This is a genomic window from Streptomyces sp. NPDC045695 (genome assembly GCF_056432025.1).
This window is the reverse complement of sequence record NZ_JBWKJU010000008.1, coordinates 43,346-56,823: the sequence shown is the minus strand read 5'-3', so window position 1 is coordinate 56,823 and position 13,478 is coordinate 43,346. Positions and strand designations below refer to the sequence as shown.

The window sequence follows — 13,478 nt, the reverse complement described above, 5'->3', positions numbered from 1 at the left end:
CGCCCCGCACCCGGGATCCGGGGGCGGGGCGGGGTGTCGCTCGGCGCGAGGTGGGGGGATCAGCAGGCGCCGAGGTCCTTCCAGACACCCCATTCACCGGTGGTGCCCGGCGTCTCGTTCTGCGTCCACCACTGGGCCTTGTACTTGCGGCCGTTGTGGGAGACCTCGTTGCCGGCGGTGTAGACGGTGCCCGCGACGTACGCCGGGGTCGAGCCGCAGCCGCTCGGCGGGGTCGTGGTGGGCGGGGTCGTCGTCGGCGGCGTGGTCGTCGGCGGCGTGGTGACCGGCGGCTGCGTCGCGGAGCCGAGGGCGTCCGAGATCTGGTTCAGCAGCGTGGTGTTGTTGTCCAGGCCGAGCAGGGAGTACATCATCGCGCCGGCCAGGCCGCGCTGCTTGCCGTAGTCGACCCGGGCCTGGATGGACTTCTGGTTCAGGCCGGTGAAGAACTCCCCGTCCTTGTAGAAGTACGCGGCCTTGGCCTGGTCGTCCCAGAAGGTGGTCGCCGGGTTGTCGACGAGCCCGCCGAGCTCCTTGTAGTTGGCGATGCCGGCCTGCTGGCTGGTGGGCCGGGCGGCGGAGGGGCCGGTGGCGCTCTGGGCGAGGCCGTTGGTGGTCCCGGCGGGGACGCCCTTCCAGCCGCGGTAGTAGAACTCGTAGCCCAGCGTCAGCTTGTTGGCGGGGAAACCGCCCGTGATGCCGTAGGCCGGGTTGCCGTCGATCCAGGAGTCGATGGCGTTCTTGATGCCGTACTTCTGGGTGCCCGGTGCGATCGGGTCGGTCGGGTCGGCCGCCGAGTTCAGCAGGGGGGACTGGTGGTACGTCGGCCCGTCGCCGTCCCAGGCGCCGTGCATGTCGTACGTCATGATGTTCGCGTAGTCGAGGTACGCGCCGATCTTGTCCGTCTCGATGCACTTGATCTTGTCCTGGCCGGCCGGGAGCGCGGAGGTGAGCAGGTACTTCTTGCCGCCGTTGGCCGTGCCGTAGGCGTCGAGCTGCGCGCGGAACTCCTTGAGCAGGAGCGTGAAGTTCTGCTTGTCCTCGGGGGCGTAGTGGTTGCCGAGGTGGCCGCCCGCCGAGCCGGGGTACTCCCAGTCGATGTCGATGCCGTCGAAGATCCCGGCCGCCGCGCCCTGGCCGCCGAAGCCGCCCTCGACCGGCAGGTTGCCCTTGATGTACTGGTCGATGCAGGAGGACACGAGCTTCTTGCGGGAGGCGTCGGTCTTCGCCGCGTCGCTGAAGTACTTCGAGTAGGTCCAGCCGCCGAGCGAGATGTTGATCTTCAGGTGGGGGTATTTGGCCTTCAGCTGCTTGAACTGGTTGAAGACGCCCACGATCGGCTGGTCCCACTTGTCGGCGACCCCGCTGACGCTGTCCGCCGCGCTGAAGGACTTCTGGTAGTCGGCGTACGAGTCGCCCGCGCCGTCACCGGCGTTGGGGTTGTTGTCGTCGCCCGCCGCCTTGTTCGCCTCGAAACAGGTGAGGTTGGTGGGGTGGATGTTGCCGAACGAGTAATTGATGACGTCCAGCTTGCCCGCTATGCCCCGGGTGTCGAGGTGCTTGGGGTAGAAGGCGTTGCCGTACACGCTCCACTGGTCGTAGTAGGCGATGCGGACGCCGCCCGCGGCGGCGGTGGTTCCGGCGTCGGCCGCCTGGGCGGCGGTGCCGAGTCCCGCGAAGGAGGCAAGCGCTCCGGCTGCCAGCGCTGCCGTGGCGGCGGCAGCGACGAGAGATTTACGGATGTGCATGAACTGCCTCCGGTGGGGGTGGGAGGGAGGAGCAAGACGTTCGGGTGAGAGCAGTGATAGCGATCACTTCAGGGCCGCGTCAATGGTTCGGACCAAAGAAGGACTAGACCACTCACGCCACAAAACCCCTCGTCAGAGACCTGAGCGCACATCAGAAACCGCTCGCCACCCCGGGTGACGAGCGGTTTAAGGCTCCCTTGAGCCATCCCCCGGCAAGGGTGCGGCAATGAACCAGCCACACCCCGTTCGTACGGGGTCAGTCGGCGGCGGGCGCCTCCACCGGCATCCCGTACGCATCCGCGACGAGCTCGTACGAGCGCAGCCGGGCCGCCCCGCTGTGGGCGTTGGCGGTGAGCATCAGCTCGTCCGCGCCCGTCCGCGCGGCCAGGTCGTCGAGCCCGGCGCGCACCTCGTCGGCGGTGCCGTGGACGACGTTCGCGAGCCAGCCGTCCACGAACTCCCGCTCCAGCGGGGAGAAGGGGTACGCCGCCGCCTCCTCGGGCGTCGGGATCAGTCCGGGCCGCCCGCTGCGCAGCCGCAGCATCGACAGGGCGCCGGTGAGGACCTGGGCGCGGGCCTCCCCGTCGGTGTCGGCGGCCAGTGCCGAGACCCCGATGACGGCGTACGGGGCGTCCAGTACGGCCGAGGGCCTGAAGCTGCGGCGGTAGAGGTCGAGCGCGGGCAGGGTGCCGGCGGCCGAGAAGTGGTGCGCGTAGGCGAAGGGCAGGCCGAGCTCCCCGGCGAGCCGGGCGCTGAAGCCGGAGGAGCCGAGCAGCCACAGTGGCGGCCTCCCGGTGGGACCCTGCACCGGGCCCGGTACGGCGTGGACGCGGGCGTACGGGTGCCCGTCGGGGAAGTCGTCGTCGAGGAAGCGGGTGAGTTCCGCGAGCCGCCGGGGGAACTCCTCCGCGGCCTCGTCCAGCCGCCCGGGCCCGCGCAGCGCGGCGGCCGTGCGGCCGTCGGTGCCCGGCGCGCGGCCGAGCCCGAGGTCGATCCGCCCCGGGGCGAGCGCCTCCAGGGTGCCGAACTGCTCGGCGACGGCGAGCGGGGCGTGGTTGGGCAGCATGACCCCTCCCGACCCGAGCCGGATGCGGGAGGTGTGCGCGGCGAGGTGCGCCAGGATCACGGCGGGCGAGGAGCTGGCGACGCCGGGGATGGAGTGGTGCTCGGCGACCCAGTGGCGGTGGTAGCCGCGGGATTCGGCGAGCCGGGCCAGGGCGACGCTGGTGCGCAGGGAGTGGTGGGCGGTGCTGCCGGCGCCGACGCTGACGAGGTCGAGGACGGAGAGCGGTACGGCCGCCCGGCCCCGTGCGGCGCCGCGGATCCCGTTCCCGCCCTGCCGTCGATGCGCGTCCCCGGCGTCCCCGATGTCACTCATCGTCGCTCCCGTCTCACTGTGCCGCCCCATATTGTCCGTACGAAGAACTCGAACCGTGAGCGGCCGCGGGGCATTCCCGGGCACAGTGGGACTGTGCGCATGACCATGGCATATGCCAAGAGAGTAGATCCAGGCGAGGGGATGTAATTGAGCCATCAATCTTCTCAACAGGCGCTCCACATGGGCCGCTTGATGGCTATCGTGGTAGGGCAAGCGGTAACAACCTGCTAGGGGGAGACCGTGGCGCTGAAGCCCGAGCCGACCGCGCCGTTCCACTCGGTGCAGTACGCACTACGCGTACTCGAAACGATCGCACGGCACACCGGTGGTGTCACCGATGTACAGATCGCGCGTGAGACCGGCCTGCCCGCAGTGCACCTCGCCCCGATGCTGCTCATGCTGCGGCGGGAGGGGTACGTCCTGCAGGTGTCCGACGGTGCCTACGCCATAGGGGATTCCCTCGTCCTCCTCGGCTCCGGCATCGACCGCCAGCAGGCACTGACGGACAAGCTCCAGGAGACGCGGGACCGGCTGCGCGACTCGGTCGGCGCGGCCGTTTACATCAGCCGGTACGTGGACGGCGAGGTCAGGATCACGCAGTTCGCGGACAGCCCGCGCACACCGAAGGTGCACGAGTGGGTCGATTTCCGCTCGGCCGCGCACGCCAGCGCGGTCGGCAAGTGCCTGCTGACCCAGCTCGATCTGAACGGGCGGCGTGACCACCTGGCCCGTCACAAGATCGCCCGGCTGACGTCTAAGACGATCGTGAACGAGCGGATCCTGTTCTCCAAGCTGGACTCCCAGCCGGCCACCGTGCCGGTGCTGGACCTCCAGGAGTACGCCGTGGGCACGGTCTGCGCGGCGGTCCCGATCACGGCCGGGGCCTCGGTGGGCTGCCTGGCCCTGTCGATGCCGGTCGAGCACGCGCATCGGCTGCGCGCCGCGGCGGACACCCTGAACCGGAAGACGGCGCCGCTGCTGCTCTCGCTCACCCTTTAGGCTGCTGAGCTGCTGGAAAACACTTCGGGCGGTTTCCGGTGAACCGGAAACCGCCCGAAGTACAGGTGCGCCGCCAGGGACTCGAACCCCGGACCCGCTGATTAAGAGTCAGCTGCTCTAACCAACTGAGCTAGCGGCGCCTGACACAGAAAATACTACCTGGTCCTCCGGGGTGCTCAAAACCAGTACCCGGTGGTGGCGCGGGGGCCGCTGCGCGGAGCCTTCTCCCCGCCCCGCCCTTTCTCCGTTTCCCGGGCGCTGCCCGGACCCGGCCCTCAAACGCCGGACGGCTGGAATGGCTGCTCCGGGGGCCGACACGGCGTGCTCATCAAGCCAATTCCCTTATGCGACAGGGCCGTTCGCGTCCCAGATGTCACCGGGTCCGAGCTGTTCGAATGGGGCGGAGGGGCTGCGTCCGGGGGGATCGATTCGAGACAGGCGGGCCCCCGGCGGAGTGCCGGGGTGGGTCACGCTGCGGCCAGATGCGGGCGGGGGCCCGCGTCCGTACCGTCCGCGACGCACCCCTGGGCACGCCCAGGGGCCACGGGGGAGGAGGCCACGCATGGCGTGGGACGAGTGGGAACAGCTGAAGCAGGACGCCGGCCAGGGGCAGGGGCCGCAGATGCGGCTCAACGGGGCCCCGCCCGACGACGGACCCGGTGTGGCGACGGCCACCGTCACCGGCGGTTACCAGTCCATCCAGAACGTGTGGAACAAGGCGGGCGAGGGCGTGGGTGGGCTGCGGGAGGGCCTCGGCAAGGCCCTGACCCAGCTGGGCGACGGGCAGCAGGGGACCGCTGCCCCGGGGTGCCTGACCGCGGGGGCCCAGAAGGACGTGTACGACTCCTGGTCCCGGTACCTCAAGAGCGTCGGTGAGCGCTGCGGCAGCATCAAGGAGACGCTGGAGCAGACCGGGCACCTCCTCCTCTCAAGCGACGAAGCCGTCAAGGCCTCGTTCTCCGCCATCGACAGCCGGTACACCGACACGCCCGCCGTCGGCGGCCAGGTCCCGGGGCGGTGACGGGCCTCCATGGACCTCGCCACCCTCAAGGCACTGCAGCCGTCCGAATTCGCTCAGGCCGCTGACGGCTACCGCGCGAGCAGCGACATGGCCAGTGCGGCCAAGGACCACATCGACAACGTCGTCGCGGCCAGCATGCGCGGCTCCCTCAAGGGGGAGGCCCGGGACGCCGCGCTCGCGGAGCTGAAGCAGCTGTCGGCGAACTTCCACTACGCGCAGATCGAGTGCGGGCTGGTGAGCACCGCGCTCAACGGTTTCGTCCACGACATGAACGCGGCCCGCGGCAAGCTCCTGTCCGCGCTGGCCGACGCGGAGGCGCTCAAGTTCACCGTCGGCGCCGACGGCAGCGTCACCTACCCTCCCGGCGAGCCGCACACCATGGTCGAGCTGCCGCCCGCGGGCGGTACGGTCACCGCCGGCGCGGATCCCCGGGCCCCCGGCGCCCCGCCCCCGTCCGTCCTGCGCCCCGGCGCCGGTCCCGCCCCCAATCCCCACCGCGCCGAGGCGATCGCCCTCGCGGACCGCATCGCCGCCGCCCTCAAGGAGGCGACGGAGGCGGACGCCAAGTGGGAGCCGCGCGTGCGGGCGCTGAAGGCCGACGACGACCTCACCGTCTCCGCGCACGACCTCGCCGACGCCCAGTCGGACATGGCGGGCGTACGGGAGGCCGGCAAGGGCTACCTGGAATCGATCGGCGGGCCGCCCAAGGACGCGACCCCCGCGCAGAACGCCGACTGGTGGAAGGGGCTCACGCCCCAGCAGCGCGAGGCGTACCTCTCCCTCCAGCCCGATGTCGTGGGCAGGCTGGACGGGCTGCCCGCCGAGGTCAGGGACGAGGCCAACCGGATCGTGTTCGACGAGAAGCAGGCCGAGTACCGGATCAGGCTGGACGCGATCCCGAAACCGCCCGCCGAGGAGTGGACCTACATCGTGACCATGGGCGGGGCCGCCAAGGTCCATACGGACGAGTGGATGGCCTGGGACCGCAAGTACGGCGACGACTACCGCCACCTCACCGACTCCGTCAAAGGCATGGACGCCATCCAGAAGCGCTTCGACGCCACCGGCACCGAGGGCCTGCCCGAGGCGTACCTGCTCGGCTTCAGCCCCGACGGGCACGGCCGGGCCATCGTCGCCACCGGAAACCCGGACACGGCTCAGCACCAGGCGGTGTACGTGCCGGGCACGGGGTCCGACCTGGACAGCGTCGAGGGCAACATCAACCGGATGACCGACCTGTGGCGCCAGACCCACCAGGCGTCCCCGAACGCCTCGGTGTCGACGATCACCTGGCTGGGCTACGACGCTCCGCAGAGCCCCGTCAAGGACGCCCCCTTCGAGCACTACGCCTACGACGGCGCCCCGGCCTTCCGCCAGTTCATGGACGGCCTCGACGCCTCCCACAGCGCCCCCGGGGATCCGCACCGTACGGCCATCGGCCACTCGTACGGCAGCACCCTCATCGGGGCCGCGGCGGAGAAGGGGAATCTGAACACCGACGACGTGATCTTCGCCGGAAGCCCGGGGGTCAAGGTCGGTTCGGCCGCGGAGATGGACGTGCCGAAGGGGCACGTGTGGAACCAGGAGGCCGACGGTGACAAGGTGCCCGACATCGGCCGCTACGGTCACGGCGGCAGCCAGTGGAGACTGGGCGGCGGAACCTTCCTCATCCCCAGCGACGAGGCCTTCGGGGCGCACCAGATGAACACCGACGCCGAGGTCAGGGGCACCGAGCGGACCACGCGGTCGGAAGGACACAGCGAGTACTGGACCCCGGGCTCGACCGCCCTGAGGAACCAGGGGCTGGTCGTGGTCGGCCAGTACGGAGACGTCACCGCGCCCCAGTAGCGCAATGGGCACCAGCGAACACCAGCGAGCAGTACCGAGTACCACCGAGTACCACCGAGGATCCTCATGCTCCGTGCACCACTCCCCGTCCCGCGCCGGTACCGGCGGCCGGGCGGCACCTGCCTGGCCCTCGCACTGACCGGACTCCTCCTCACCGGATGTGGCATGACTGACGACAACGACACCAGCGACTCCCCGACCGGCACGACGGCCCCGCAGATCCCGCCCGCGGGCACGGCGGGCACGGAGGAGGCGGTCGCCGCCGTGAAGGCGGTCTCCAGCCAGCTCTACGACTTCGTGGGCGTGCCCGGCAAGGCGACGGCACCCGGGCCCGGCATCCGGGAGTGCGAGGGCAAGGACCCGGACACCTACTTCCGGGTCCACCATCCGTGGAGCTTCCAGCCGACGTCCGGCGGCGACAACGACACCGCCATGGCGAACCTCAAGGAGAAGCTGAGCACGGGCGGGTGGGTGGTCCAGGACTCCTACCGTGACAACAGCCCCAACCAGAACCTCAACCTCGTCGCGGACAACGACGCCCAGAAGGTGAGCGTCTGGGTCGTCGCATACAGCAAGCGCGACACCCCGAGCATCGGCATCGAGGTCACGTCCGGCTGCTACCGGGTCCCGGAGGGCCAGAAGGTCCAGCACTCCTGAGCCGGGGGCGGCGGGGCCTAGCGGTCCAGGAGGTCCGTCCGGCCGTGGGTCTCGTACGTCGCCAGGAGGGCGGACAGGGACTCGGCGTCCAGAAGCTCGTAGGCGCCGGAGGGGGTGCGGGTCCAGACCGGGTCCGGACAGCGGAAGGCGGCCCGGCGCAGTGCGACGCGGTGGACCTTGTTCGTCGCCGTGACCGGCATCGCCGGGAGCACGCGGACGTAGCGCGGGGACATCTTCGTGCCCAGGTCCGGCTGCGCGGCCAGGAAGGCGGCGAAGCCCGACGGGTCGAAGTCCGCGCCGTCCTGGAGGGAGACCGCGGCCATCACCTGGTCGCCCGCGACCTCGTCCGGGACGGCGTAGACCGCGACGGCCGTCGCGGCCGGCCAGCGGGCCAGGATGTTCTCGATCACCGCGGCGGCGAGGTTCTCGCTGTCGACGCGGAGGCGGTCGTCCGTGCGGCCCGCGAAGTAGAGGAAGCCGGCCGCGTCGCGGAAGAAGAGGTCTCCCGTCCAGTACCAGCCGTCCCGGGTGCGTTCGGCCTGGGCGTCCGGATTGCGCCAGTAGCCCTCGAAGAGGCTGCGGCCCCGGTTGACGAGTTCGCCGATGGCGGCGGAGCCGTTGAGCAGGCGGCCCGCCGGATCCAGGACCGCCGGCGGGCATTCCAGGCCCGTGCCGGGGTCGATCACCACGAGGTCGTCCCCGTCCGCCGCGCGGCCCAGGGCGCCCGGCGGGGTGTCCGGGGTGCTCTGGACGGAGGCGCCGCCCTCGGTGGCCCCGTAGCCCTCCACCAGCCGGACCCCGAACCGCTCGGCGAAGCGCTCCGCATCCACCGCCCCGGCCTCGGTGCCGAAACCGAGCCGGAGGGCGTGCGTGCGGTCGTTCGGGGTCGGGGGCGTGGCCAGGATGTACTGGACCGCCCGCCCGACGTAGGTGAAGTAGGTGGCCCCGTAGGCCCGTACGTCGTCCAGGAACGCGGAGGCCGAGAAGCGCCGGCGCAGCGCCACCGCGGCGCCGCCGGCCAGCGCCGGGAGCCAGTCGGCGATGACGGCGTTGCCGTGGAAGAGCGGCATGCAGATGTAGTGGACGTCGTCCGGGGTGACCTGGAAGCGGCGGGCCAGCGCGGAGCCGGCCGCCGCGAGCCGGCCCTGGCTGCAGACGGCGGCTTTGGGGGCGCCGGTGGAGCCGGAGGTGAAGTAGAGGAGCAGCCGGTCACCGGGGCCGGGCGGGCGCAGCGCGGCGTCGCCGGGCTTGGCGGCCGCGTAGGGGGCGAGGAGGGCCTCGTACTCCTCGGTGTCGGTGATCAGGATGCGGACGCCGGGCAGGTCGAGGCCCTGGAGGAGGGGCAGGTGGGCGCGCTCGGTGACCAGGATCCGGCAGTCGGTGTGCAGGATGTCGCGGGCCAGCTCGGGGCCGCGCCGGGTGGGGTTGATCCCGGCGACGGCGGCCCCGGCGAGGGCCGCCGCGCCGAGCCAGAACGGGAACTCGGGGGTGTTGTCGAGCAGCACCCCGAGGTGCGGCTCGGCCCCCGCGGGCATGAGGTCGACGAGCAGCGCGGCGCGCACGGCGGCCGCCTGGGCGGTCCGGTGGTGGCTGAGGACACCGCTGGCGTGCCTCAGCCCGGGCCGGTGGTCGCCCCATTGGCGCGCTATGAGCTCCGCGACGGTCTCGGGTCCGGTCGTCGTCGTCCGCATGGCGCCCGAGGGTAGCTGACGTGGTGTCAGAACTGAACTGTCCTAATGGGGCCTGTCCCGATGGGGACTGTCCTGATGGGGACTGCCCTGATGGGGACTGCCCTGACGGGGACTGTCCTGCTGGGGACGTCAGAACTGGACGTCGGAGCAGGCGTAGAAGGCCATCGGGGTGTCGTTGACCGTCCAGACGGCCAGGATCAGGTGCCGGCCGGTCTTGCCGCTCGGCATGGCTCCCTGGTGGACGGTGGTCATGGCGGGCCGGGCGCCGTTGTAGGCGACTGTGAGGAAGGGCTGCGGGTCGAGATCGGCGCGGGTGAGGGCCTTGGTGCCGGTCCAGCCGTTCTTGGTGACGTAGTACTTGAAGTCGGTGGTGGAGTGGTTGGCGGTGAACTGCCACCGGAAGCCGTAGCTCTGGCCACTGGTCACCTTGGTGGTGGGCCAGGCGCCGCCGCGGGGGTCGTCGAGCTCGGCGAACTGCGGGAGACCGGCGGAACATATCTTGCCGTCGGCGGGGCCGGCGGCCGGGAAGCCCTTGTAGCCCTCGACGCTCTGCGGCTCCCACTGGATCGCGCCGCAGTCGGAGACGGTCTTGTTGGCGCAGAGCTTCTGGCGGCTGATGGGGGTGTCGGTGTAGCCGTGGCTGCTGGCGCTGGGGGCGCCGAGGAGGGTGATTCCGGCGACGAGGCCGAGTCCGAGCGCGGTGGCGCCGGACCGTTTGGGCATGCGGAGGTGACGCATGGTGCTCCTTGAACGTGGGGGGAGTTCGGCGAGCGCGCGCAGGGGATTTAGGTCTAGACCAAGTTCCAGACTATGGACGGGAGTTGGCCATGTCCAGACCAATGCGGGAACGGGTGGTCCGGTCCGTTCCGGCCACCCGTTCCCACGCGTTCCCTTACGTGCGCTATCCGTTTCCTCAGACCTCAGGGCTCAGGGCTCACGTGCCCTACTCGCAGCGCCCGGTGTAGAAGGCGACCGTGAGGTCCTTCACCAGAGCCTTGCGCTCGTAGTCGTCGAGCTCGACGAGCCCGCGCGAGGTCAGCCGGTGGACGGTGTCGTCGACGGCGTCCACGATCGAGGTCAGCACGGTGTCCCGGTGCTTTGCGTCGATCGCCGCGACCCGGCGGCGGCGCATGGCCTCCGCGACCTCGGCCGCGTACTCGATCCGGGTCGGCTGGGCCGAGAACACCTCGATCCCGACGGCCTCGGTCTCGGCGGCCAGCATCCGGGTCAGCGCGTCGCCGACGGCCTCGGCGTCGCGCAGGGTCGGGGCGTCCTCGTGGAAGGCGTCGGCGGGCAGTTGGGACAGCACGCGGGCCATGGCCGATTCGACCTGCTCGGCGAGGTACTCCGTGTGGTCCGCGACGGCGAAGGTGGCCCTGGCGGTGTCCTTGACCTGCCAGACGACCTGGACGACGACCTGGAGGGCAAGGCCGCCGGAGTCCACGGCGGGCATGGGATCGCTGCGCCAGTGGCGCAGGCGTACGTCGACCCGGCGGCGCAGGAGGAGGGGGCTGACCCAGGTCAGGCCGGTACGGCGGACCGTGCCGCGGTAGCGGCCGAAGAGGGTGAGCACCCAGGCGTGGCCGGCCCGGGCGCGGCCGAGGCCGCCGAGCGCGATGAGGGCGACGATGCCGAGGAAGGCGAGCGGGGGCCAGTGGGTGGCGCGCAGGCCGCGGTAGGCGCGGGGGGCCGCGCCGAAAGCGGCGAGGAAGGGGTCGGGGACGGCCCCGGCCCGCCACAGCACTGCCGCGCATCCCGCGAGGGCGGTCCCGCCGACGGCCACGCCGACCCAGCCGGGCAGTACGGGGCCGCGGTGCTCCCGGAGCCGGTGGTCACCGCGGGGCACGCGGCGGCCGGGGGCGGGACGGGTGACGGCCGTCGGCTGTGGTGCGGGCCCGTGCTTCGGCTTGGGCTGCGGCGTGGGCTGCGGCGTGGGCTGCTGCGCGCCGCGGAAGGGGAGGTGCACCGGCACCTCGGTGACGGCGCTCCCCCGCGGGGCCGGCCGGAGCCGGGCGAGCTCCGGCGCGTCGTCCTCGGCCAGGCCGCGCGACACCGCCTGGGCGACGATCTCGGCGACGCCGGGCCCGGGCACGCGGTGCGCGTCCGCGGGTTCGCCCGGCAGGTCCTCGCCCCGCGTGCGGCGGGCGGCAGGGCCGGGGTCGGCGGGCACGTCCTCGCCCCGCGTGCGGCGGGCGGCCGGGCCGGGGTCGGCGGGCACGTCCTCGCCCCGGGGGCGGCGGGCGGCCGGGCCGGGGTCGGCGTGCATGTCCTCGCCCCGGGGGCGGCGGGCGGCCGGGCCGGGGTCGTCCGCCTGGCCCTGCGGATGCGGAACGCCCGGCTGCGGCGAGGCGTGCATCGGCTCGGGCTCGGCCTGACTGCGCGCGGCGGGGACTTCGGCCCCGGCCTGCCCGGCGGGCGCACCCACCAGCACGGAACCGGGCGCGGCGCCCGCAGCCTCGGCGGAACGGCCCTCGGCCGAGTGATCGCCGCGGGCAGCACCAAGGCCCTGGTACCGGTCCTGGTCATGAACCACGGCCGAGCCATGGTCGGAACGGCCCCCGGGCACGGGTACGGACGCGGCCACCAACCCCGGCTCCGAGACCAGAGCCGCGCCACCCCCTGCCGGGTGGCTCGCGGGCCGCTGCGGGCGGGCCGAAGACGCAGGGTCGGAACCGCGTTCCGGCGCCGAGCGTGGTCCACCCGCAGGCGCGGGCATGGCGGCCCAGCCGAAGGAGGTCTTGCCAGACGCGCCGACCGGCGCCGCCGAGGCGGCGGGCCCGACGGCCTCCCGCAGCGCCGCCCCGGACGCAGGGCCGGCACCGGCATCCACGACCGCTTCGCGCGATGCGGCCGAAGCCACTCCGGCCTCCGCGGCCCCGTCCGGCCGAACAGCGTCAGCCCAGCCGGCCCCTGCCGGGGTCGAGCCCACCGCCGGCACGGCAGTACCCCAACTGGGGCGGGTGGGCGGCGACACGGGAGCGGGTTCTGCACCCCGGCCCGAGCCCACCGCAGGCGCAGGAACGGCAACCCCATCGGGCGAGGCCAGGGCCCCCGACCCCGCATCCCTAGCCGGGGTCGAGCTCACCGCAGGCGCGGCAGCGCCCCAACCCTCGCGGACGGCCGACACCGAACCGGGATCCGCACCCGGACCCCAAGCCGCCGCAGGCGCAGGCGCAGGTGCAGGAACAGCAACCCCATCGGGCGAGGCCCCGGCCACCGACCCCGCATCCCTAGCCGGGGTCGAGCTCACCGCAGGCGCGGCAGCGCCCCAACCCTCGCGGACGGCCGACACCGAACCGAGATCCGCACCCGGACCCCAAGCCGCCGCAGGCGCAGGCGCAGGCGCAGGAACAGCAACCCCATCGGGCGAGGCCCCGGCCACCGACCCGGCATCCCCAGTCGGGGTCCAGCCCGCTGCAGGCGCGGCAGCACCCCAGCTCTGGCGGGTGGCCGACACAGGAGCAGGATCCGCACCCGTCGCAGGCGCAGGAACAGCGACCCGATCGGGCGAAGCGACGGCCGACGACCCGGCGTCCCCAGCCGAGCTCATTGCAGGCGCGGCCGTACCCCACTCCGAGCGGGCGGCCGACCCAGGAGCGGAATCCACCGCCGGGGCCGAGCCCGCCGCAGGCACGGCCGTGGCCCGCCCCGGGCGGGCATGCGAAGCAGCGGCGGGAGCCACAGCCCCAGCCGAACCCGCCGTAGGCGCGGGGACGGCGACCCCTTCGGGCGAGGTCACGGGCAGCGACGACCCCGCCTCCCCACCCGAGGTCGAGGCCGCCGCAGGCGGGGCGGTCGTGGCCCGCGCCGAGCCCGCCGCAGGCGCAGCGGCCGCAGGCGCGGCCGCGCCCCATCCGGGGCGGGCGAGCGAAGCAGCGGCGGGTTCTACGGCCCCAGCCGAACCCGCCGCAGGCGGGGCGGTCGTGGCCCGGGCCGAGCCCGCCGCAGGCGCAGCGGTCGCAGGCCCAGCCGTGGCCCACCCTGGGCGGGCGAGCGAGGCAGTGGCGGTGTCCACAGCCCCGGCCGAGCCCGCCGCAGGCGCAACGGCCCCAGCCGAACCCGCCGCAGGCGGGGCGGTCGTGGCCCGGGCCGAGCCCGCCGCAGGCGCAGCGGTCGCAGGCCCAGCCGTGGCCCACCCT

At 72.8% G+C, this 13,478-nt stretch carries 9 protein-coding genes and 1 tRNA gene; 4 read left to right on the top strand and 6 right to left on the bottom strand.

What is annotated here, in order from left to right; all coding sequences use genetic code 11:
* Positions 1-59: 59 nt before the first annotated feature.
* Positions 60-1,745, bottom strand: coding sequence for a glycosyl hydrolase family 18 protein (locus tag AC07DU_RS16335; protein ID WP_479111941.1), 1,686 nt, complete (start codon positions 1,743-1,745; stop codon positions 60-62).
* A 256-nt stretch (positions 1,746-2,001) separates the two neighbouring features.
* The gene (locus AC07DU_RS16330; RefSeq protein ID WP_360898091.1) at positions 2,002-3,123 is read right to left on the bottom strand and encodes an LLM class flavin-dependent oxidoreductase; all 1,122 of its coding nucleotides are present in this window, start codon (positions 3,121-3,123) and stop codon (positions 2,002-2,004) included.
* Between the two features lie 240 nt (positions 3,124-3,363).
* Here AC07DU_RS16330 and AC07DU_RS16325 point away from each other — a divergent pair, with 240 nt between their 5' ends.
* The gene (locus tag AC07DU_RS16325; protein WP_479111939.1) at positions 3,364-4,122 is read left to right on the top strand and encodes an IclR family transcriptional regulator; all 759 of its coding nucleotides are present in this window, start codon (positions 3,364-3,366) and stop codon (positions 4,120-4,122) included.
* Between the two features lie 66 nt (positions 4,123-4,188).
* On the opposite strand, the gene AC07DU_RS16320 is transcribed toward AC07DU_RS16325, so the two are convergent.
* Positions 4,189-4,262 (bottom strand) — tRNA-Lys (locus AC07DU_RS16320).
* Between the two features lie 422 nt (positions 4,263-4,684).
* Between AC07DU_RS16320 and AC07DU_RS16315 the strand changes: the two genes are divergently transcribed.
* The 3 genes from AC07DU_RS16315 to AC07DU_RS16305 all read left to right on the top strand — a co-directional run bounded on the left by AC07DU_RS16315 (position 4,685) and on the right by AC07DU_RS16305 (position 7,648).
* Positions 4,685-5,143 (top strand): hypothetical protein, encoded by a 459-nt coding sequence (locus tag AC07DU_RS16315; RefSeq protein WP_479035623.1) that lies wholly within the window; start codon positions 4,685-4,687, stop codon positions 5,141-5,143.
* Positions 5,144-5,152: 9 nt separating this feature from the next.
* The gene (locus AC07DU_RS16310; protein WP_479111937.1) at positions 5,153-6,991 is read left to right on the top strand and encodes an alpha/beta hydrolase; all 1,839 of its coding nucleotides are present in this window, start codon (positions 5,153-5,155) and stop codon (positions 6,989-6,991) included.
* 66 nt (positions 6,992-7,057) lie between these two features.
* Positions 7,058-7,648: a hypothetical protein gene (locus AC07DU_RS16305; protein ID WP_479111935.1), complete on the top strand. Its 591-nt coding sequence runs from the start codon at positions 7,058-7,060 to the stop codon at positions 7,646-7,648.
* A gap of 17 nt (positions 7,649-7,665) precedes the next feature.
* On the opposite strand, the gene AC07DU_RS16300 is transcribed toward AC07DU_RS16305, so the two are convergent.
* The 3 genes from AC07DU_RS16300 to AC07DU_RS16290 form a co-directional block, all read right to left on the bottom strand.
* Entirely contained in the window at positions 7,666-9,339 is a 1,674-nt protein-coding gene (locus tag AC07DU_RS16300; RefSeq protein ID WP_479111933.1) for an AMP-binding protein, read from the bottom strand.
* Positions 9,340-9,468: 129 nt separating this feature from the next.
* On the bottom strand, positions 9,469-10,062 hold the full coding sequence (locus tag AC07DU_RS16295) for a lytic polysaccharide monooxygenase auxiliary activity family 9 protein (protein ID WP_453374155.1): 594 nt from the start codon (positions 10,060-10,062) through the stop codon (positions 9,469-9,471).
* A gap of 220 nt (positions 10,063-10,282) precedes the next feature.
* The gene (locus tag AC07DU_RS16290) at positions 10,283-11,872 is read right to left on the bottom strand and encodes an SPFH domain-containing protein (protein WP_479111931.1); all 1,590 of its coding nucleotides are present in this window, start codon (positions 11,870-11,872) and stop codon (positions 10,283-10,285) included.
* Positions 11,873-13,478: the final 1,606 nt, after the last annotated feature.

Bases quoted from the DNA above. Each gene is read 5' to 3' on its own strand.
- AC07DU_RS16335 (WP_479111941.1), bottom strand. From the start codon at position 1,745: ATGCACATCCGTAAATCTCTCGTCGCTGCCGCCGCCACGGCAGCGCTG.
- AC07DU_RS16330 (WP_360898091.1), bottom strand. From the start codon at position 3,123: ATGAGTGACATCGGGGACGCCGGGGACGCGCATCGACGGCAGGGCGGG.
- AC07DU_RS16315 (WP_479035623.1), top strand. From the start codon at position 4,685: ATGGCGTGGGACGAGTGGGAACAGCTGAAGCAGGACGCCGGCCAGGGG.
- AC07DU_RS16310 (WP_479111937.1), top strand. From the start codon at position 5,153: ATGGACCTCGCCACCCTCAAGGCACTGCAGCCGTCCGAATTCGCTCAG.
- AC07DU_RS16305 (WP_479111935.1), top strand. From the start codon at position 7,058: ATGCTCCGTGCACCACTCCCCGTCCCGCGCCGGTACCGGCGGCCGGGC.
- AC07DU_RS16300 (WP_479111933.1), bottom strand. From the start codon at position 9,339: ATGCGGACGACGACGACCGGACCCGAGACCGTCGCGGAGCTCATAGCG.
- AC07DU_RS16295 (WP_453374155.1), bottom strand. From the start codon at position 10,062: ATGCCCAAACGGTCCGGCGCCACCGCGCTCGGACTCGGCCTCGTCGCC.